We start from the raw sequence: 20,529 nt of genomic DNA on the forward strand, positions 1-20,529 counted from the left end.
GTTGATCAGCTCTCCCCGGCGTCCGGGTTGTTCTCTCCGAAGCCGGTACTGTGCAGTAGTTTTGCGTCTTTTTCCGCCATCCGCGCGGCGCGAGCCCGGGCGCGCCGGTCGTCGTACCAGTCTTCTATGATCTGCCCCTGCAGGCCGAACATCGCTTTTTCCTCTTCGGGTTCGGCGTGATCGAATCCCAGCAGGTGCAGCACGCCGTGCACGGTCAGTACCGACAGCTCATGATCGGTCGAGTGCCGCGCCGTCGCGGCCTGCTCCGCCGCGAACTCAGGACACAGCACGATGTCGCCGAGCATCGACGGACCGGGTCCGGGGGTGTCCGGACGTCCACCAGGGCTGAGTTCGTCCATCGGAAAACTCATGACGTCGGTCGGTCCGGGCAAATCCATCCAACGCATGTGCAGTTCAGCCATGGTCTCGTTGTCCACGAGCACCATCGACAGTTCCGCGGCCGGATGCACGTCCATCCGACCGAGAGCAAAGGTCGCGACGTCGATCAGCATCTCCTCCGGCACATCGATGCCGGATTCGTTGGAAACCTCGATGCTCATCGGTTGCGTCCACCACCGGCGCGCCGCTGGGCGCGATTGCCGTGCAGCTCGTTGGTGGCCTCTTCCCGGCCGTACGCGTCGACGATGTCGGCGACCAGCCGGTGGCGCACCACATCGGCGCTGGTCAGTTGCGAGAACTGGATGTCCTCGATGCCCTCGAGGATGCGTGCCGCGGCCCGCAAACCGCTCTCAGAACCACCCGACGGTAGATCGACCTGGGTGACGTCGCCGGTGACGACGATCTTCGAGCCGAACCCGAGCCTGGTCAGGAACATCTTCATCTGCTCGGCGGTCGTGTTCTGCGCCTCGTCGAGGATGATGAAGGCGTCGTTGAGGGTGCGACCACGCATATAGGCCAGCGGGGCGACCTCGATGACACCGGCCTCCATCAACTTCGGGATCGCCTCCGGATCCATCATGTCGTGCAGTGCGTCGTGGAGCGGACGCAGATACGGGTCGATCTTGTCGTGCAACGTGCCGGGGAGGAATCCGAGGCGTTCGCCTGCCTCCACGGCGGGCCGCGTCAGGATGATGCGGCTGACCTCTTTCTTCTGCAACGACTGGACTGCCTTGGCCATGGCGAGGTAGGTCTTACCCGTACCTGCCGGACCCATCCCGAACACGATCGTGTTCTTGTCGATGGCGTCGACGTAGTGCTTCTGGTTGAGAGTCTTGGGCCGAATGGTCTTGCCGCGCCTGGACAGGATGTCGAGGCTGAGCACCTCGGCCGGGGATTCCCCGGAGCCGTCGCTGAGCATACGAACGCTGTGCCGCACGAGATCGGGGGTCAGCTCCGTACCGCGACGGACCACCGACACCAGTTCGGACACCACCCGCTCGGCGATCGCCACGTCCGCCGGTTCCCCGGTGAACTTCACCGCGTTGCCGCGCACATGGATGTCGGCCACCAGATGCGACTCGAGTTCACGCAGATTCTTGTCGCCGGCACCGAGCAGTCCGAAAATGACATCGGGCGACACTTCGAGCGTTGTGGTCACCGCGCCGCGCGTCTGAGTCCCGGCCGCGCCTTGGTCCGCCCGGGCTGCGCTGTTGTCATCTCTCACGAAGGTTGTTTCTCCTGCTCTGCCTGTGGTCGATCATCAGTTGGCACCGATGGTTCAGTAGTGATTCTACGTCCACGAAACGCCGCATTTCGCCTCAATATTTCGACCGCCTCGGTAGCCCGAGCACCCGGACGGTCTCGAGGTGGCCGCGGCTGCGCGGATCGACGAACACATCATGGCCCTCACCAGCGACGACGATGAGTTCGGCCGACTGGCCGGCCGCCGTTACCCGCTGCACATAGTCGCGACTGATGTCGACGGGCAGGGAGGTGTCGAGGTCGCCGTGGATGGCCACCACGTGCGCTGGAAACGGTGGCTGATCGACTGGTGAGGCGTCGGCGTAGAGCTGGGGCGCCTGCGCGTTCGATGCACCCATGAGTGCCCGCAGCGACGGTCGGGCCGGGCGGTCGCCGAAGCACAGGTCCAGGGCCGCGGCCTGCGCGATGACGGTCGCGATCGTCGTCCGCTCCGTCTTGGCCCCCAACCGGGACGCAGCCCAGACGGCGAGTTGCCCTCCGGCGGAGTGCCCGATCACGCTGACCTCAGCCCAGGCCACCCGATCTGCGATGTCCTCGCCGACGGCATGTCGGACCGGGCCGTCGAGTGCCGAGAGGGCGGCGATCACGTCGTTTCCGGTCCGCGGCCACCCTCCGCCGTCCTCCCCCACCCTGCGGTATTCGATGTTCCACACGATGGCCCCGCGGTCGGCGAGGTCTCTGGCGACGGCCGATTCGATCGTGAGAGCGAACTCGGTACTCCAGTAGCCGCCATGCACCAGCACGATGAGTGGAACCGGGCCGGCAGCAGGTGCAGGCGGAAGGTAGAGGTGCCCGAACTGCGAGTTACGTTCTCCGTAAACAAGTTTGACGCGTTTCACAGTGCCCGCCATCCTGGTCCGACGTCCCATCTGGACGTGAGAGCGCCGATCGCTCCCAGTGCCACGGCGCCCGCACTCGAGGTGCGCAGCACCTCGGGACCGAGCAGGACGGAGGTCGCGCCCACCGCGGTCAGGGCTGCGATCTCCGAATCGTCCAGTCCGCCTTCAGGTCCGATCACCAGCATGATCTCGGGCGCCGACGCCATCGGGAGCGCGGACAGGCTCGTCGCCGCCCCTTCGTGGAGCACCGCGACCACACCGCCGGCCTCGATCACGGATTGCGCTCTCGCAATGACCTCTTTGGTGGTGGCGAGCGGAGAGATTGCGGGGATGTAGGCGCGTCGGCTCTGTTTGGCCGCGGCCCTGGCGGCAGACCGCCACTTGGCAACACCTTTGTCCGCCTTCGGGCCCACCCACTTCGACACGCAGCGCGCGCTCTGCCAGGGCACGATCGCATCGGCGCCTGCCTCGGTCGCGAGATCCACGGCCAATTCCGAACGCTCGGATTTCGGCAGGGCCTGCACGATCGTGACCGTCGGCGCAGGTGGCGGCGTCCTGAGAATGTCGAGAACCCGGGCGTCGAGCTCACTCTTCCCGATGGTGTCGACCACCTCGCAGAGCCCTGCCGTACCGGCGCCGTCGGAGACGATGATCCGTTCTCCCACAACGACTCTGGTCACGGTCACCGCGTGACGGCCTTCGTCACCGCTCAACCGCACCAAGGATTCCGCGCCGGGAACCGCATCGACCCAGAACAGCGGTGGGCTCATCGGTGCAGGTCAGCGCCCGGCGAACGCGTTACGTAGCCGCGAGAACAGTCCACCGGTGTTGGATGATCCGGCGGTCACCAGTTCGATCTGCTCGCCCACCGCCAGCTTCTGGTACTCCTTGAGCTTCGCGGTCTGCTGGGCGTCGAGTCGCGTGGGCACCACGACATCGAGATGTACGTGCAGCGCGCCCCGGACACCGGTGTGCAGGTGCGGCATGCCCTGCCCACGAACTTTGGCGATCTGACCAGGCTGCGTGCCCGCGTCGATCGTCACGGTGGTGGACCCGCCGAGGATGGTGTCGATGTCGAGCGATCCGCCCAGCGCGGCGTCGACCATCGGTACTCGGATGGTGCAGTGCAGATCGTCGCCGTCGCGGACGAACACCGAGTGCTGTTTTTCCGCCACCTCCACGTAGAGGTCACCGGCAGCACCGCCGCCGGGCCCGACCTCGCCCTGGCCGACAAGCCGCACCCGCATGCCTTCACCGACACCGGCCGGGATCTTCACGGTCAGCGTTCGCTCAGACCGCACGCGGCCGTCGCCCCCGCATTTGTGGCAGGGGTCGGGAATGGTCTCGCCGACACCGTTACAGGTAGGGCAAGGTCGGGAAGTCATGACCTGGCCGAGGAACGACCGCTGGACCGACTGGATCTCGCCGGCACCCTTACAGGTGCTACAGGTGACCGGCTTGCTGTTGCCGTTGGTGCCCGATCCGGTGCACACATCGCACAGGATCGCAGTGTCCACGCGGACCTCTTTGCTGACGCCCGCGGCACATTCGTCGAGATCGAGCTTCATGCGCAGCAACGCGTCGGAGCCGGGTTGCACTCGACCCCGGGGCCCTCTGCTGCCACCGCCGGCCCCACCGAAGAAGGCTTCGAACACGTCGCCGAGGCCGCCGGTGCGGCCGCCATTGCCGAACCCTCCGAACCCGCCCGCTCCGGCGGACTCCAGCGGATCTCCGCCGGCGTCGACGATGCGGCGCTTGTCCGGGTCTGTCAGTACCTCGTATGCAGCCGACACATCCTGGAATCTGGTCTGAGCAGACTCGTCAGGGTTGACGTCGGGATGCAGTTCGCGGGCGAGCTTGCGGTACGCGCGTTTGATCTCCTGATCACTCGCGCCCCGGTCCACCCCAAGAATCCCGTAGTAATCACGTGCCACGGCGGTGTGTTGTCCGTTCTCTTCTCGTAAGTGTGTTCATGTACTCGGCGTGCGTGCGGCGCTGCACGTCATCGGTCGGCCAGGACCTCGCCGACATATCTGGCAACGGCGGCGACCGAGGCAATCGTTCCCGGATAGTCCATGCGGGTCGGGCCGAGCACCCCGAGACCACCGAAAACTGTTCCCGAGGCACCGTACCCGGTGGAAACCACCGCGGTTCCCCGCAGGTTCTCTTCGCGGGTCTCCTCACCGATCTGGACCGTGACGGTCCCGGAGTTCTGGGTGGCGGCCAACAGCTTGAGCACCACCACCTGCTCTTCGAGTGCTTCGAGCACCGACCCCATCGCCCCGGCCATCGGCGCGAAGTCTGCCGCCGCCCTGGTGAGATTCGAGGTTCCACCGAGAACGAGGCGGTCGGCAGAACGCTCGACCAGCGTTTCGACCAAAACGGTCGCGACCCGGATGAACGGCTGACGCAGGTCTTCGGGAGCCTGGTTCGCGAGTTCTGCCACCGCGTGGGAGGCGACCTCGAGGCGTTGACCGTTGAGTGCCGCCGAGAACATGTCCCGCAACCGCGCGATGTCGTTGTCTCCGAGGTCAGCACCCAATTCGACCATGCGCTGCTCGACGCGTCCGGTGTCGGTGATGACGACCAGCAGCAGTCGTGACGGGCTCAGCGCGACGACTTCGAGATGCCGCACCGCCGATGACGACAGCACCGGGTACTGGATGACCGCGACCTGACGGGTCAGCTGGGCGAGAAGTTGTACCGAGCGGCGCAAGACGTCGTCGAGGTCGACGCCGGAATCGAGGAAACTGAGGATCGCCCGCCGCTCGACCTGTGAGATCGGCTTGACCTCGCTGATCCGGTCGACGAACAGCCGGTACCCCTTGTCGGTGGGCACGCGACCCGAGCTCGTATGTGGCTGTGTGATGTAGCCCTCGGCCTCGAGCACCGCCATGTCGTTGCGGACTGTGGCGCTGGACACACCGAGATGGTGACGTTCGACGAGAGCCTTCGAGCCGATCGGTTCCTGGGTCGCCACGTAATCGGTGACGATCGCGCGCAGGACCTCGAAGCGACGTTCATCAGTGCTCGACATGAGCAGTTCACCTCCAACCATCAGTGTTGATCCAGTCTACGGCGACCCGGACCGGATACGGTGAACCGGTGATCTTCAAAGGCGTCCGCGACGGCAAGCCGTACCCGGACCATCAGCTGTCGATCCGTGACTGGGCCAAGATCCCGCCGCGGCAATTGCGCCTCGACCAACTGATCACCGTCACCACGGTGCTGGCGCTGGACAAGCTGCTCTCGGAGGACTCCACGTTCTACGGCGACCTCTTCGCGCACGCGGTGCGGTGGAACGGCGACATGTATCTCGAAGACGGCCTGCACCGGGCAGTCCGGTCGGCGCTACGGAACCGCCACGTCATCCACGCCCGGTTGCTCGACCTCGACAACATGTCCGCGCTCACGCAACAGAGCGCCTCGGCAGCAGCTCCGACGGACGATTTCGCTACTCCACCAACAGGTTTCGAACCACCCCATCGGCGAGCAGACGACCACGGTTGGACAGAACCAGGGAGCGTCCGACGAGTTCGGTGAGTCCATCGGAGATGGTCTGCCGGGCGCGCGCCTGCTCAGCGGCGTCGAGTTCATCCCAGGGCAATCCCGTCGAGCGGCGCAGGGTCAGCATCACACGTTCGGTGTGCTGATCGTCCGAGGTCAACTCCTCGGTCCCCGCGACCGGGAGGTCGCCCGCTGCAACCGCGGCCGCGTACTTCGCCGGGTGCTTGTGATTCCACCAGCGGACACCGCCGACGTGTGAATGCGCTCCCGGACCCGCACCCCACCAGTCCGCGCTGTCCCAGTAGCCGAGATTATGGCGGCACTCAGCGTCAGGAACGCCGGCACTCGCCCAGTTCGACACCTCGTACCACTGCATTCCCGCCGCGGTCAGAGCTGCGTCGATCATCTCGTAACGCCAGGCCAGGACGTCGTCGTCCGGGGCAGGCAGCTCGCCCCGGCGGACCCGCCGGGCCAGCGCCGTGCCGTCTTCGACGATCAGCGCATAGGCGGACACATGATCCACCCCCGCTGCCAGGACGGCGTCGAGTGAGGCGCGCAGGTCCTCGTCCCGCTCCCCCGGCGTTCCGTAGATGAGGTCGAGGTTCACGTGCTCGATGCCTGCGGCGCGGGCCTCGAGAGCCGCGGTCACCGCCCGGCCAGGGGTGTGCGTGCGGTCGAGCACCTTGAGCACGTGACTCGCAGCCGACTGCATGCCCAGGGAGACGCGGGTGAAGCCACTCGCGGCGATGCCCGCGAAGAACTCCGGCGAGGTCGACTCCGGATTCGACTCGGTGGTGATCTCGGCGCCCGGGGCGATGTCGAAGTGTCGCCGCACCGAGGTCAAGACCTCGCCGAGACCCTCGGCGCCGAGCAGCGACGGAGTGCCGCCACCGACGAAGATCGTCGACACCGGTCTCGCAGGCGACAATCGCCGCGCCGCCATGGCCAGCTCGCCGTCCAGGGCGGTGTGCCACTGATCCGTCGACGCGGCCGTTCCGAGTTCGCCCGCCGTATAGGTGTTGAAGTCGCAATATCCACAGCGCGTCGCACAGAACGGGACGTGGATGTAGAGACCGAGGGGCGTCTCGGTGTGCGATCGAGGGATCAGAATGTTCGACATCGTGGTTCGATCATCCCAGCAGGGCCTGTCGCAACACCAAATGCACGCCCGCGAACGAGCGGGGGTCAGCCATGACAGCGTCGAGCGAAGCCGGCACGAAGATCGAGTGGCCGAAGCGACTTCTCGTGCTGTCGACGCTGCGATCGGTTGCCACGGTCCTGCTGTACCTCGTCGCCTACTTCGCGCTGCCGTGGAAAACCTTCGACGACTGGGCCGGCCTGGCCATCGTGCTCGCGTTTCTCGCGGTCGCCCTCCTGACCGCGGTGTGGCAGATCGGTCAGATCATGCGGTCCCCGACGCCGGCCGTACAGGCCATACAGGCGCTGGCGATCATCGCGCCGATCTACCTGCTCGCCTTCTCTCTCGGGTACTTCATGCTCTCGGCCAACGACCCCTCCCAGTTCAACGAGCCGCTGTCGCGGATGAGTTCGCTGTACTTCACCATCTCGGTCTTCGCGACCGTCGGATTCGGCGACATCACCGCCTCCGTCGATCTCTCACGCGCGGTGGTGACGGTGCAGATGGTGCTCAACCTGATCGTGGTCGGTGTGGGGATCAAGATCATCCTGGCTGCGGTGAAGTGGGGCCGCGACCTCACGAAGGCACCGACACCGCCTGCCGGGGAATGACAACGAAAGCGTCATTGTTGGAACTCCAGGACAGGTAGGCATCAGACTTCGGCTCGCCGTGAGTCGAAGTAAGCTCAAGTAGACGCATCGAGGGAGGCCGTGGCACTATGGGCGACGTGACTTCTCAAGGGGTGTGGCTCGCGATGCGGCGGCACATTGATCTCAAGCGTGCATGCAGCGCGCTGTGTCATAACTAGTCAGCACGTTCCGTAGCGACCCGCAGCCCGGGTTCGCGCAGGTCTGAACACGTGCGACTACTGCCCTCCCCTTAAAACCATTTGCAGGACTCCGGATGCCATCGGCATTTGTTCGCGGCTGCCCCGGGTCCGCCAGACAGGAGCATCCATGACGTCGACTGCCGACGCCCCCGGGAAACCGGCAAAGCGCGCACGACCCGCGAAACGGCGCGCAGAAGGCCAGTGGGCTCTCGGATACCGTGAGCCGCTCAACCCCAACGAGCAGGCCAAGAAAGACGACAATCCGCTCAACGTGCGGGCCCGCATCGAGAACATCTACTCCAAGCAGGGTTTCGATTCGATCGACAAGGGCGACCTGCGCGGCCGCATGCGCTGGTGGGGGCTCTACACCCAGCGGGCCGAAGGGTACGACGGCACCTGGACCGGCGACGACAACATCGACATCCTCGAGGCCCGGCACTTCATGATGCGGGTTCGCTGCGACGGCGGCGCTCTGAGCACCGAACAGCTTCGCACCGTCGGGCAGCTGTCGACCGAGTTCGCCCGCGACACCGCTGATCTCTCCGACCGCGAGAACGTCCAGTACCACTGGATCAACATCGAGAACGTCCCCGAGATCTTCGAACGTCTCGAGGCTGTTGGGCTCAAGACCACCGAGGCGTGCGGCGACTGCCCCCGCATCATCCTGGGTTCACCGCTGGCCGGAGAAGCCACCGACGAGGTCCTCGACCCCACGCCCGCGATCGACGAGATCGTCCGCCGGTACATCGGCGATCCGAAGTACTCGAACCTCCCCCGCAAGTTCAAGACCGCCATCTCGGGGCTGCAGGACGTCGCGCACGAGATCAACGACGTCGCCTTCATCGGTGTCAACCACCCCGAACACGGTCCGGGACTGGATCTTTGGGTCGGCGGCGGACTCTCGACCAACCCGATGCTGGCCCAGCGGGTCGGCGCGTGGATCCCCCTCGACGAGGTTCCCGACGTGTGGGAGGCCGTCGTATCGGTCTTCCGCGACTACGGTTACCGCCGGCTGCGCACCAAGGCCCGGCTGAAGTTCCTGATCAAGGACTGGGGCATCGAGAAGTTCCGTCAGGTCCTCGAAGACGAGTACCTCGGCCGCAAGCTGGTCGACGGACCGGCGCCGATCCCGCTGACCGCGCCGCGTGACCACATCGGTGTCCAGAAGCTCAAGAGCGGACTGAACTCGGTCGGATTCGCGGCCATCGCCGGCCGTGTGTCGGGGACGAAGCTGACTGCGGTGGCCGATGCCGCCGAGCGTGCAGGCTCCAACCGGATCCGCTTCACTCCGTACCAGAAGCTGGTTGTCCTCGACGTTCCCGACGACAAGGTCGAGCAGCTCATCGAGGAGATCACCCCGCACGGCCTCGAGGCCCGGCCCTCACCGTGGCGCCGGAACCTCATGGCGTGCTCGGGTATCGAGTTCTGCAAGCTCTCGTTCACAGAGACCCGCAAGCGGTCGCAGGTGCTCGTGCCCGAACTCGAGAAGCGACTCGCGGACGTCAACGAACAGCTCGACGTGCCGATCACCGTGAACATCAACGGCTGCCCCAACTCATGCGCCCGCGCACAGATCGCCGACATCGGCTTCAAGGGCATGTTGGTCGAGGACGGCGACGGCAACACCGTCGACGGGTTCCAGGTGCACCTCGGTGGCAGCCTCGGGCAAGACTCGGCATTCGGCCGAAAGTTGCGCCAGCACAAGGTGCTCTCGGGCGAAATAGGCGATTACATGGACCGCGTGGTCCGCAACTTCATCAAGGAACGCAACGAAGGCGAACGGTTTGCCCAGTGGGCGGTTCGCGCCGACGAGGAGGATTTGCGATGAGTACAGCGATTCGCGATGAGGCGAAATTGCGCGACCTTGCCGAACAGGGTGCGGCCCTACTCGGGCCGGACGCCTCGGCACAGGATCTGCTGCGCTGGACCGCCGACACGTTCGGCAGCGACTTCATCGTCGCGTCGAACATGCAGGACGCCGTGCTCGTCGATGTCGCGGCCGCGGCCATCGACTCCGAGCAACTCGGTGGGAACAAGCTCAAGGTGCTGTTCCTCGACACGGGGTATCACTTCGCCGAAACCCTCGGGACGCGCGACGCAGTCGAACATGTCTACGGCGTGGAGATCGTCAACGCGAAAGCCGAACAGAGTGTCGCGCAACAGGATGCCACTGTCGGCCGAAATCTCTTCGCCACCAACCCCGGTGAATGCTGCCGCCTGCGGAAGGTGGTTCCGCTCAAGCGTGAACTGTCCGGCTACCAGGCGTGGGTCAGCGGGATTCGCCGGGTGGAGTCGCCCACCCGTGCCAATGCACCGCTGATCTCCTTCGACGACGCGTTCGGATTGGTGAAGATCAACCCGCTCGCGGCGTGGTCCGACGAGCAGTTCCAGGAATACATCGACGCCAACGGTGTCCTGGTCAATCCCCTCGTCGATGAGGGTTACCCCTCCATCGGCTGCGCGCCGTGCACCAGCAAGCCGGTGGAAGGCGCCGATCCTCGAAGCGGCCGTTGGGCCGGACTGGCCAAAACAGAATGCGGGTTGCACGCCTCATGACCATTGAACAGAGCACCGAACTGCTGCCGGTGGGCACAGACGACGAGTTCACCACCCTGGACGCACTCGAGTCCGAGGCAATCCACATCTTCCGCGAAGTCGCGGGCGAGTTCGAGCGCCCCGTGATCCTCTTCTCGGGCGGTAAGGACTCCACCGTGCTGCTGCATGTGGCGCTGAAGGCTTTCTGGCCCGCGCCACTGCCCTTCGCCTTGCTGCACGTCGACACCGGACACAACCTGCCCGAGGTGCTGGAGTTCCGCGACGCCGTCGTCGAGCGCCACAACCTACGCCTACATGTCGCGAAGGTCGAGGACTACCTGGCCGACGGGCGTTTGTCGGAACGTCCCGACGGCATCCGCAATCCGTTGCAGACCGTGCCTCTTCTCGACGGGATCACCGAGAACCGCTTCGACGCGGTCTTCGGTGGTGCGCGTCGCGACGAGGAACGCTCTCGCGCAAAGGAACGGATTTTCTCCTTGCGTAATGCATTCGGCCAGTGGGATCCCAAGCGCCAGCGCCCCGAACTGTGGAATCTGTACAACGGCAAGCACGCCCCCGGCGAGCATGTCCGTGTCTTCCCCCTGTCGAACTGGACCGAACTCGATGTGTGGCGGTACATCGCCCGCGAGCAGGTGCTCCTGCCGTCCATCTACTACGCCCACGAGCGGCCCGTCTACTCGCGCGACGGCATGTGGATGACCCCCGGGCCCTGGGGCGGTCCCGCCGAAGGTGAAGAGCTGAAGACCCTGTCGGTTCGGTACCGCACCGTGGGCGACGGATCAACCACCGGAGCCGTGCTGTCCGACGCCACCGACAACGAGATGGTCCTGGCCGAGGTCGCCGCATCCCGACTGACCGAGCGCGGTGCCACCCGCGGCGACGACCGGGTGTCCGAGGCTGCCATGGAAGACCGCAAACGCGAAGGCTATTTCTGATGACAAACGCCTCTGAAATGCATGCTCCGGATCTGCTGCGCCTCGCTACCGCGGGCAGCGTCGACGACGGCAAGTCCACCCTGGTGGGTCGGCTGCTCTACGACACCAAATCGGTACTCGCCGACCAGATCGACGCGGTCACCCGCGCATCCGTCGACCGCGGGCTCGACCAACCGGACCTGTCGCTGTTGGTCGACGGCCTGCGCGCAGAACGCGAACAGGGCATCACCATCGACGTCGCGTACCGGTATTTCGCAACGCCGACAAGGTCTTTCGTGCTCGCCGACACCCCGGGACACGTGCAGTACACCCGCAACACCGTCTCCGGCGCGTCCACAGCCGGCCTGGTGATCCTGCTCGTCGACGCGCGTAAGGGCGTCATCTCGCAGACCCGTCGCCATGCCGCGGTCATGGCGTTGCTCGGCGTCCCGCGGCTGGTGCTCGCGGTCAACAAGATCGACCTCGTCGATGATCCCGAGAAGGTGTTCGGCGAGATCCGTACCGAGTTCACCGACATGACCACCTCGCTCGGATGGAGCGCAGATCGCGTCGTGTCCATCCCGGTCTCCGCGCTCCATGGGGACAACGTGGCGATCCGCTCCGAGAACACCCCGTTCTACGATGGACCCACCCTCATCGAGCACCTGGAATCTGTTCCGTCCAGCGAAGATCGCAAGCCGGTGGGCTTCCGCTTCCCCGTCCAGTACGTCATCCGTCCCCGTACCGCCGAGTATCCGGACTACCGCGGATACGCGGGCCAGGTCGCTGCCGGACGAATCACGGTGGGTGACGAGGTCGTGGTGCTCCCTTCGGGTACGCACACCACAGTCGAGCGCATCGACACCGCGGACGGCTCTCTGCAGTCGGCGCACACCGGCCGCAGCGTCACCGTGGTTCTCGCCGACGACGTCGACGTCTCCCGCGGTGACGTGATCGCCGCGGTCGCTGACGCGCCCGAACCGATCTCACAGTTCAGTGCCACCGTCTGCTGGCTCGGCGACAAGCCGCTGCGACCGGGTGCGCGTCTGCTGCTCAAGCACGGCGCCCGCACGACGCAAGCGATTGTCGGCGGACTCGAAGTGCTGTTCGACGAGCAGGAACTGGTGCTGCGCGATGCGCCGGACACGTTGGAGCTCAATCAGATCGGCCGCATCTCGGTCCAGACCGCGCAGCCGGTCAGCGCCGACGATTACAACACCAATCGCGAGACCGGTAGCTTCCTGCTGATCGATCCGCAGGGCGGCAACACGCTCGGCGCCGGCCTGGTGGGCGATGCGCTGTCGTCGTTGCACCTGAAAGAACTTGTGTGACAACACTCGTTCTCGCCGCTCACGGGAGCCGTGATCCACGGTTCGCTGCGACCATCGAGCGCATCGCGCACGGGGTCGGCAAGCAACTCGTCGGTGTGGACGTGCGCCTGGCTTATCTCGACCTGAACACCCCGACGGTGCAGCAGGTGCTCGCCGAGTGCGCAGGCGACGTCATGGTGGCTCCCCTGCTGCTGTCGGCTGCGTTCCACAGCAAGGTCGACCTGCCCGCGCTCGTCGAGCAGGCGTGTGCAGACAATCCTGCGATCGACGTCCGACAGCTGCCGACACTGGGGGGCGACCCACGACTGGTCACTGCTCTGGCCGACCGACTCGACGAGGTCGGGGTGCGACCCACCGACGGAGTCCTCGTGACCGCTGTGGGATCCAGTGACGACGCGGCCGACGGGGCCGTGCACCGGCGTTCAGCCGAACTCGCTGCAGCACTAGGTAACCCGCTCGTACAGACGGTGTTCGCCACCAGACTTGGCGAGGACAACAACAACCTGCGCGCAGCCATACGCCGACTGCACCGCGGAGGTGCCCGGCGCATCGTCGTCAGCCCTTACTTCCTGTCCGCCGGCCTGTTGACCGAACGTGTCGACGCCGCCGTCGACGCACTCGCCCCCGGCGCACAGATCGCCGGCCCACTCGGTGCGCACCCGCTGCTGGTCGACGTCGTCTGCGATCGCTATCGCGCCGCTGTTCACGCGGTGGTCTGACCCGCTTGGGTCAGCGGTCGCGTCGGGTCTGGCTCCTGCCGTACTCGACGGCCATCGCAGGGGTGGTGGGGTATGACTGGCAGGTCAGTACGAGGCCTTGGTCGACCTCGGCCGGACTGAGTGCAAGGTTCTGCTCCATACGCACTGCGCCCGACGTGACTTTGGCCTTGCAGGTCCCGCACGCCCCGCCGAGACAGCTATAGGGCGCATCGACATTGTTCGCCAGCGCGGCTTCGAGGACGGATTCGCCTCTGCGCACAGTCAGCTGATGCTCCATTCCAGACAGTGTCACGTTTACTTCCGATTCGACGTGGTCATCGGCCCGAGAGGGACGCTCTGTGCCGCGGAACAGTTCGAGATGAACTCGCTCGACAGGCACACCGGCAGCAATGAGCGCCGAACGCACATCCACACTGAGTTCCGTGGGGCCACAGAGGTACCACTGATCTATCGATGTCACCTCCCGACGCAGAAGCCGCGTGATCAACACCGCGTCGATCCGACCGCTCAGAACAGCAGGATGTCCCGGATCTGCTGAGCGGATGTGTACAACGCGCAACCTGCCGTCATACCGAGCTTCGAGTTCATCGAGTTCTGCAGCGAACATCGTCGATTCTCGGGTTCGGTTGCCGTAAAAGAGCGTGAATCGGCTGCCGGGCTCGATGTCCAGCGTGGTTCCGATGATGGACATGATCGGTGTTATACCGCTGCCCGCGGCAACGGCAACATGGTCACGGATTGCGGCGGAATCCGCAGTTGCACCGAACTTTCCGGACGGGGGTGCGACCTCCAGTACATCGCCGGCTCTCAGCGTCTCAACGGCGAAAGTAGAGAACTGACCCCCTGCCACCTTCCTGATGCCGATTGCGATGTCGCCGGATCCGGCCGGAGCACAGATCGAGTAGTTGCGACGGATCCGGCGCCCTGCCACGTCGTGGAAGACGGTGAGGTGTTGGCCTGCTTCGAATCGGAACACATCGGCCAGATCCTCAGGGACGTCGAACGTGATCTTGACACTGTCGGGCGTGAGCGGAGTTACCTGCTGCACCACCAGAGCGAATGTGCCCGCACGTGGTCGACTCGTGGCGGGAACCAGGTGAACCGGAAGCAACGCGGCACGTTTACCGTTGAGACGCTTCCATTCCCGGTACTCCCCCGGGTCGAGTTGCTGGCCGAGCACAGTCCCGATCGCAACGCCGCGTTCGAGGTACGCATCCTCGTTGCGTCTCCAGGCCGCGACATATCGGTAGAAGGGAATGGAGGGATGTAGATGATGGACCAGGTGGTAGTTCTGGGACAGCAGCAGCGGTGTCAAGATCCACTCCGAACCCACCCTGTTGCGGGTGGTGCGATAGCGGTTGTCGGCAGGCGTGTCGTCGAGGTCGTGGTGCGGTAGCCAATCAAACCACCATGCGAGAACGAACATGGCCACGCGCGAAGGAATCAGGTAAACGATTGCGAGCGTCCACAGATGACCGGCGACACCTGCTGCGGTGATCAGAAAAGTTGTGGCGATCAGGAGAATTACGGTTTCCACGACTTCGCTGCGTGGGCGTCGTCGCCTGTTGCGGAACAAGCAGGCCAGGTACGGGATATCCATCACCGGGAAGCGAAAGGGCAACTGCCAGTAACTCGCAGCACTGACAAAATGATCAGGGTCTGATTCATGGTCGTTGGTGTTTCGATGATGCTCGATGTGGATGAACGCAAACGACGGGAACGAGATCAACGGTGACACCAGGATCATCGCGACACGGCCGAAGGCAGCGTTGACCCATCGGTGCGAACTGATCGAGTAGTGCGACGCGTCGTGCAACACGGTGAACATCATGAAGATCGCGACAGCGCTCGCGGCGATGGTGATCACAGCGGGCAGGGCGCCGATGAGGGCAGCCCACGTCGCGGTGCCGAAGATCGCCAGAGAGACCACGAAGATACCGACAATCGGCCACGACAGAGTCGGCACACGTTCGCCGGGATCCGGGAGCGCGAGGCCGGAATCGAAATCCGAGGATGACAATCGATCAGTCGTAGTCGACACGCTGAGGCCTCCGGTGGTCGAGAACAGGTTGTCCCGAGGCTATGAAAAGCCGGATCCCCGCAACAAGGCCGTACAGCCCTACCCGATGTGCGGAGCGCACACAAGCTTGTTCCGGCTGGTCAGATCTACTCCACGCGGTCCGACAGCACCGAGGCTCCCAGCACCTCGCACAGTCGCAGCGCGGCGTGGAGTTCAGCAACCCTCGCCGACGCGGACAGACCTCTTCGCTGCTCAGCTCGACGAACCCGCTGCAGCACGGTGTTGCGGTGGACGTCGATCGTGCGCGCTGCGGACATCAGGCTGCCCTGGGCGTCGAGGACCGCCAGCAGCGCAGTCCGTTCGTCGCGTTGCCGAGTATCGTCCCGCGCCAGTTCGCCGAGTTCGCTCTGCACGAACGCTTTCGCGGCCTCCACGTCGCGACTCAACAGATCGACCAGGGCGACATCGGGGAATCGGGTCAGCGACGGGGCCGCACGTCCGGACAGTTCGACAACCCGCCGCGCACGCAGAGCTTCGTGGTGCGAAGTCCGAAAACCCGGCACTCCGGAATGTGCAGAGCCGATAGCCACATGGGCGGACGAGCCGATCGCGTCCGCCGGAAGCGATGGCGCTCCTGCCGCTGCCCCACTCGCAACCGCCACCCAACCTTGAACGGCGAGCGGACCATCCTGCATGACAAGCGCAGTCTCTGCGCCGAGCGCCGAGGCGACTCGCCTCGCCACCTTCTCCAGGTCCACACCGCGATCGCCGGACCAGCACACGAAACCGACCTGCACGCCGGTCAGTCGGTGCCGCAGTACCCGTTCGGCACGCCCTTGATTGATTCGTTCGCCGGCGACCAGTGCCCGGACCAGATCGGCGCGCTCCACCCGCTCCTGATGCTGCCTGCGGTCCAGCTCGGCAACATACTCGTCGGCGACAGCGCTGGATATGAGATCGATGTAGCGAAATCCGAAGGCTTCGAGTTCCACAAAGGTACGCAGCGCAATCGACGGATCCTCAATCCACAAGGGCACCGCCTCCGACAGCTTTTCTGTGAAGAATTCGTGGCCCAACCTGTAGAAACGCAACATCACATCAACGCTGTATCCCCGCGACGCCATCGCCCGGGCGTGTTCGAGTGCGGTGACCGGTGCCTCCGCCGCCGCGACGTCGATGCCGTGACGGACCATCGACAGCACCGACTCGATGTTCGACGAGCACGATCCCAGAGTCAAACCGCGCAGTTCATCATCCTCGACGGTCTCCGGAATCCGCGTGACCAGGTAGCGCAACATCTCATCGGCAAGATCAGAGACCTGCCCGAGAAGCTGGGTGGCCACAGCTTTCACATCGATGTCGTCGCGGTCCGGCTGATGTAGATCCACACCCGGACAGTAGCCACTGCCTGAGGCCATCCGTGCACGCCGCTCCCTAAGAGCTGGTACGTGCGTCGTCGAGCAGCTTCTCAACGGTCCTTCGCGCGAGGGCCCATGGCTGTGGGTCGTCGAGTGATGTCGAAAGCGCTGCGGCGCCTTCGTAGAGCAGCGCGATCTGCTGTCCCAGAAGCTCTGGGTCCGCGGCGCCGTAGTCGCGGCACACTTCGATGATCGCGCCGGCGAATGCCTGCTTCTGCAGGTGGACGAAGTTCGCGACCTCGGGCATCACCGCGGCGGCTTCCACAGCCGCGTTGTGAAACGGGCAACCGCGCATGCGACCCTCCCCTGGCTGCGGAACCTCGAACAGCACCATCAAACGTTCCCGAGGCCCGTCTGCGTCGGCCTCGCGGGGGTCGGTCACCATCGCGCGGACAAAAGCCAGGTACTGCTCCACCAACTCGGTCTTACTCGGAAAGTACTTGTACAAAGTCCTTTTCGACACCTGCGCGTGGGAAGCGATCAGATCCACGCCCGTGGCGTTGATCCCCTCCACGTAGAACAGCTCGGCCGCGCTTGCAAGAATTCTGTCCCGTGCCCCCCGCCCACCCTGGCGAGAGCTGTCGACGCGCGTTGCCTCAGCCATCGAAATCCACCGATCCATCAACTCGTCCGTCACATACTCCACCAACTGTACACAGATCTGTTTACATTTGGTGTCCCTTGCCCTACGGTGGTCAGTACACAGATCTGTCTACCACCTGGGGCGCAAACAGCGTCTTCCGCACCATGACCGGTCGACCGGCAAGAAAGAAGACTCTGATGAAAGCGTTCATCATCGATTCCTACAACGGCCCCCTGCACGCCGCCGAGGTACCCACCCCCACCCTCGGACCACGCGATGTCTACGTCAAAGTCATGGCAGCCAGCGTCAACCCACTCGACACGCTGGTCCGCGGCGGCGAGTTCAAACAACTACTGAAGTATTCGATGCCTCTGACCCTGGGACACGACGTCGCCGGTGTCGTCACCGACATCGGCAGCGAGGTCACAGATTTCGCGATCGGCGACGAGATCTATGCCCGCCCGCGCGACCTACGGATCGGGACGTTCGCCGAGTACATCGCCATCGACCACGCCGACGTGGCCCTCAAGCCCACAACGCTGTCGTTCGAAGAAGCTGCCGCCATCCCCCTCGTCGCGCTGGCCGCCTGGCAAATGCTCGTCGACACCGCCCACATCACACCGGGTCAGAAAGTCCTCGTTCACGCCGGCGCCGGCGGCCTGGGATCAACAGTCATCCAACTCGCCAAACACCTCGGCGCCCACGTGGCCACCACCGCCGGCACCAGCTCGCTCGCACTGGTCAAAAGTTTGGGTGCCGACCTCGTCATCGACTATCGCACCACTGACTTCGCCGACGAGCTCTCCGGCTACGACCTCGCGATCGACGCCGTCGGCGGCGACAACCTCATGAAAACTCTCACTGTCCTCGCCCCCGGCGGCCTGGCCCTCGGGGTGACCGGCCCACCCGACGCCGGATTTGCCACCCAACTCGGCGCCCCCGCACCCTTCAAGCTCGTGCTGTCCCTGCTCAGTCGCAAAGTCCGGGCCGCCGCGAAGAAACGTGGGGTCCGGTACTCGTTCTTCTTCATGCGATCGAACGGCGAGCAACTACGTGAGCTGGCCGCGCTCTACGATACCGGCCACCTGCGACCCGTGATCGACTCGACATTCGCGTTCGAGCAGACCGTCGAAGCACTCGCCTACGTCGAAGCCGGCAAGACAAAGGCCGGGAAAGTCGTCATCACCCACCAGTGAGTTCTCCAGCCAACTACGATCCATCAACGAAAGAGCCATCATGCCATCAGTTCTCGTCACAGGAGCCGGCCGAGGCATCGGCCTGGCCATCACCGAACGCCTGAGCGCCGCCGGGTGGACGGTCTACGCCACCGCCCGCTCCGAGTTGGCGCTCGCCCGACTCGAGCAGATACCGAACGTCATCGGAATACCTCTCGACATCACCGACAAGGCCGCCATTGCCGCACTCCCCCAGCATCTGCCGACAGAGCTGCACGGTGTGGTGAACAATGCGGGCATCATCGTCAGCGGACCGGTCGAAGGACTCTCCATCGACCAGCTGTCCACCCAACTCGAAGTCAACGTCGTCTCCCAGATCGCCGTCACGCAAACAGTCCTGCCCGCGTTGCGGGCCGGCGGCGGGCGAATGGTGTTCATGTCCTCGGTCAGCGGACTGATCACCACCCCGGGCACCGGCGCCTACAGCGCATCAAAGTACGCCATCGAGTCACTCGCCGACGCCCTTCGGATGGAGTTGCGGCCATGGAAGATACCGGTCTCACTCATCGAACCCGGACCCATCGCCACCGACATGTGGGGCGGCATGCTCGACGCGCACGACGCCATGGCCGCCGGGCTCACCGAGAACATCCGCGACCTCTACGCACCGCATCTGGCCGGCAGCCGAAAGCTACTCGGACGCATGCAAAAGCTCGCCGCCGACCCCCGACGTGTCGCCACAGCGGTCGAACACGCACTCACCGCACGACGACCCAAACGACGCTACTTACTCGACACCGCCAGCCGAGCACAAAAGGCCTTGGTCGGCGTCACACCCACTGCCCTCACAGACCGGATCTTGGCGACAGCCACCACCAGCTGAGCACCGCTCTACCAAAGAAAGATAAATCCTGACCAGCAACAGCTTCGACAGGAGCCATAGGCGGCTGCAGTGATGCTCGCGGTCTCCGCAGCGGCGCCAACGTGATCACAATCGTGCCCGCACTCATCGCGTGGCGACGTAAACTCGTGTCTGCGACGAAGTAGCAGCGGCAGACTACTCACTGGCGAACGTGGTGTCCCATGGATCGTCCGAGAGCCTGTGCCTCCGTTCGCCGTCCAGACCCTCAGGTGTGGTCACCGAGAAGTGTTGTGCGCACGTGTCTCAGGTGCGTCCGCATGGCTTCGCGGGCAGCATCGGGATCTCGGTCTTCGATCGCGGTGACAATCGCTTTGTGTTCGTCGCAATAACATTGGCGCCGCTCGGCACTGAACGTGCGGCGCTTGAGTCCTCCCCATACTGGTTGGTTACGACTGTCGATCAGCAGCTGGCTGAGGTTGATGAGTACCGCATTGTGGGTGGCGAGCGCAAAACTGTGATGTAGCAGCGTATCCCAGCGCTCGAAGTCTTCCGAGGCCCTGGCCTCGTCGCCGCCTCGCAGGCAGCGGTGCATCTCGTCGATGTCTTGCTGGGTTGCCGCCGACACGGTCACCGGCAGAATCTCGGGTTCGAGAACGAGCCGGGACGTCATGATCTCCGCCGGACTGGGGAAGCCGGTACCCGGCGAGACTTCGGAAGTGGCCTGCGGGGCCAAGAAGGTCCCGCGGCCGACATGGCGAACCACGATGCCGGCGTCGGCGAGTTCATCGAGCGCGGTGCGGATCACCGCACGGCTGACCCCGGCACTCGCAGCGAGTTCACGCTCGGTGGGCAGCTTGTCGCCGGGCGCAAACCCTCCGTCACCGATCACCGATTCAAGATGGCGCCGGGCGGTTGCCACGGGGCCAACAGTGAGCGTCACGACAAAAACCACCTCTCCGGAGACCAATTTGAACCA

At 64.7% G+C, this 20,529-nt stretch carries 20 protein-coding genes; 9 read left to right on the forward strand and 11 right to left on the reverse strand.

Annotated elements, in window-relative coordinates:
- Nucleotides 1–5: 5 nt before the first annotated feature.
- The 6 genes from ybeY to hrcA all read right to left on the reverse strand — a co-directional run bounded on the left by ybeY (nt 6) and on the right by hrcA (nt 5,538).
- Complete coding sequence (gene ybeY, locus DFR67_RS17660; RefSeq protein ID WP_110470812.1) at nt 6–560, reverse strand: rRNA maturation RNase YbeY; 555 nt, start codon at nt 558–560, stop codon at nt 6–8.
- Nucleotides 557–1,624, reverse strand: coding sequence for a PhoH family protein (locus DFR67_RS17665; protein WP_425451296.1), 1,068 nt, complete (start codon nt 1,622–1,624; stop codon nt 557–559). Before DFR67_RS17665 ends, ybeY begins: the two co-directional genes overlap by 4 nt.
- Before the next feature lie 94 nt (nt 1,625–1,718).
- The gene (locus DFR67_RS17670) at nt 1,719–2,501 is read right to left on the reverse strand and encodes an alpha/beta hydrolase family protein (RefSeq protein WP_110470932.1); all 783 of its coding nucleotides are present in this window, start codon (nt 2,499–2,501) and stop codon (nt 1,719–1,721) included.
- Nucleotides 2,498–3,271 (reverse strand): 16S rRNA (uracil(1498)-N(3))-methyltransferase, encoded by a 774-nt coding sequence (locus DFR67_RS17675; RefSeq protein ID WP_110470813.1) that lies wholly within the window; start codon nt 3,269–3,271, stop codon nt 2,498–2,500. Before DFR67_RS17675 ends, DFR67_RS17670 begins: the two co-directional genes overlap by 4 nt.
- Before the next feature lie 9 nt (nt 3,272–3,280).
- A complete protein-coding gene (gene dnaJ / locus DFR67_RS17680) occupies nt 3,281–4,435 on the reverse strand; it encodes a molecular chaperone DnaJ (RefSeq protein ID WP_110470814.1) in 1,155 nt (384 codons plus the stop codon).
- Between the two features lie 68 nt (nt 4,436–4,503).
- Nucleotides 4,504–5,538 carry a heat-inducible transcriptional repressor HrcA gene (hrcA, locus tag DFR67_RS17685; protein WP_110470933.1) on the reverse strand — a complete coding sequence of 345 codons (1,035 nt, stop codon included), beginning with the start codon at nt 5,536–5,538 and terminating at the stop codon, nt 4,504–4,506.
- A 68-nt stretch (nt 5,539–5,606) separates the two neighbouring features.
- Between hrcA and DFR67_RS17690 the strand changes: the two genes are divergently transcribed.
- Nucleotides 5,607–6,044: a type II toxin-antitoxin system VapB family antitoxin gene (locus DFR67_RS17690; RefSeq protein WP_245938014.1), complete on the forward strand. Its 438-nt coding sequence runs from the start codon at nt 5,607–5,609 to the stop codon at nt 6,042–6,044.
- Here the strand turns inward: DFR67_RS17690 and hemW are convergent.
- Nucleotides 5,956–7,128, reverse strand: coding sequence for a radical SAM family heme chaperone HemW (hemW, locus tag DFR67_RS17695; protein WP_110470815.1), 1,173 nt, complete (start codon nt 7,126–7,128; stop codon nt 5,956–5,958). The two genes, DFR67_RS17690 and hemW, sit on opposite strands and share 89 nt — an antisense overlap.
- 71 nt (nt 7,129–7,199) lie before the next feature.
- Here hemW and DFR67_RS17700 point away from each other — a divergent pair, with 71 nt between their 5' ends.
- The 6 genes from DFR67_RS17700 (at nt 7,200) to DFR67_RS17725 (ending at nt 13,495) form a co-directional block, all read left to right on the forward strand.
- On the forward strand, nt 7,200–7,757 hold the full coding sequence (locus DFR67_RS17700) for a potassium channel family protein (protein ID WP_110470816.1): 558 nt from the start codon (nt 7,200–7,202) through the stop codon (nt 7,755–7,757).
- Between the two features lie 345 nt (nt 7,758–8,102).
- Entirely contained in the window at nt 8,103–9,803 is a 1,701-nt protein-coding gene (locus DFR67_RS17705) for a nitrite/sulfite reductase (RefSeq protein WP_110470817.1), read from the forward strand.
- A complete protein-coding gene (locus DFR67_RS17710; protein WP_110470818.1) occupies nt 9,800–10,531 on the forward strand; it encodes a phosphoadenylyl-sulfate reductase in 732 nt (243 codons plus the stop codon). The genes DFR67_RS17705 and DFR67_RS17710 overlap by 4 nt, the downstream gene beginning before the upstream one ends.
- Nucleotides 10,528–11,466, forward strand: a complete 939-nt coding sequence (gene cysD, locus DFR67_RS17715; protein WP_110470934.1) for a sulfate adenylyltransferase subunit CysD — start codon at nt 10,528–10,530, stop codon at nt 11,464–11,466. The genes DFR67_RS17710 and cysD overlap by 4 nt, the downstream gene beginning before the upstream one ends.
- Nucleotides 11,466–12,776 carry a sulfate adenylyltransferase subunit 1 gene (locus DFR67_RS17720; RefSeq protein ID WP_245938015.1) on the forward strand — a complete coding sequence of 437 codons (1,311 nt, stop codon included), beginning with the start codon at nt 11,466–11,468 and terminating at the stop codon, nt 12,774–12,776. The genes cysD and DFR67_RS17720 overlap by 1 nt, the downstream gene beginning before the upstream one ends.
- Nucleotides 12,773–13,495 carry a sirohydrochlorin chelatase gene (locus tag DFR67_RS17725; protein ID WP_110470820.1) on the forward strand — a complete coding sequence of 241 codons (723 nt, stop codon included), beginning with the start codon at nt 12,773–12,775 and terminating at the stop codon, nt 13,493–13,495. Before DFR67_RS17720 ends, DFR67_RS17725 begins: the two co-directional genes overlap by 4 nt.
- 10 nt (nt 13,496–13,505) lie before the next feature.
- Here the strand turns inward: DFR67_RS17725 and DFR67_RS17730 are convergent, their stop codons facing one another.
- The 3 genes from DFR67_RS17730 to DFR67_RS17740 form a co-directional block, all read right to left on the reverse strand.
- Nucleotides 13,506–15,536, reverse strand: coding sequence for a fatty acid desaturase (locus DFR67_RS17730; protein ID WP_110470821.1), 2,031 nt, complete (start codon nt 15,534–15,536; stop codon nt 13,506–13,508).
- Nucleotides 15,537–15,661: 125 nt separating this feature from the next.
- The gene (locus DFR67_RS17735) at nt 15,662–16,903 is read right to left on the reverse strand and encodes a PucR family transcriptional regulator (RefSeq protein ID WP_245938016.1); all 1,242 of its coding nucleotides are present in this window, start codon (nt 16,901–16,903) and stop codon (nt 15,662–15,664) included.
- A gap of 46 nt (nt 16,904–16,949) precedes the next feature.
- Nucleotides 16,950–17,537 carry a TetR/AcrR family transcriptional regulator gene (locus DFR67_RS17740; RefSeq protein ID WP_110470935.1) on the reverse strand — a complete coding sequence of 196 codons (588 nt, stop codon included), beginning with the start codon at nt 17,535–17,537 and terminating at the stop codon, nt 16,950–16,952.
- A 176-nt stretch (nt 17,538–17,713) separates the two neighbouring features.
- On the opposite strand from DFR67_RS17740, the gene DFR67_RS17745 reads away from it, so the two are divergent.
- The gene (locus tag DFR67_RS17745; protein WP_110470823.1) at nt 17,714–18,712 is read left to right on the forward strand and encodes an NADP-dependent oxidoreductase; all 999 of its coding nucleotides are present in this window, start codon (nt 17,714–17,716) and stop codon (nt 18,710–18,712) included.
- Nucleotides 18,713–18,752: 40 nt separating this feature from the next.
- Nucleotides 18,753–19,574, forward strand: a complete 822-nt coding sequence (locus DFR67_RS17750; RefSeq protein ID WP_110470824.1) for an SDR family oxidoreductase — start codon at nt 18,753–18,755, stop codon at nt 19,572–19,574.
- A 244-nt stretch (nt 19,575–19,818) separates the two neighbouring features.
- On the opposite strand, the gene DFR67_RS17755 is transcribed toward DFR67_RS17750, so the two are convergent.
- Entirely contained in the window at nt 19,819–20,493 is a 675-nt protein-coding gene (locus DFR67_RS17755) for a FadR/GntR family transcriptional regulator (RefSeq protein WP_110470936.1), read from the reverse strand.
- Between the last annotated feature and the right edge of the window lie 36 nt (nt 20,494–20,529).

Source organism: Williamsia limnetica, assembly GCF_003217475.1.
Taxonomy (GTDB): Bacteria; Actinomycetota; Actinomycetes; order Mycobacteriales; family Mycobacteriaceae; genus Williamsia; species Williamsia limnetica.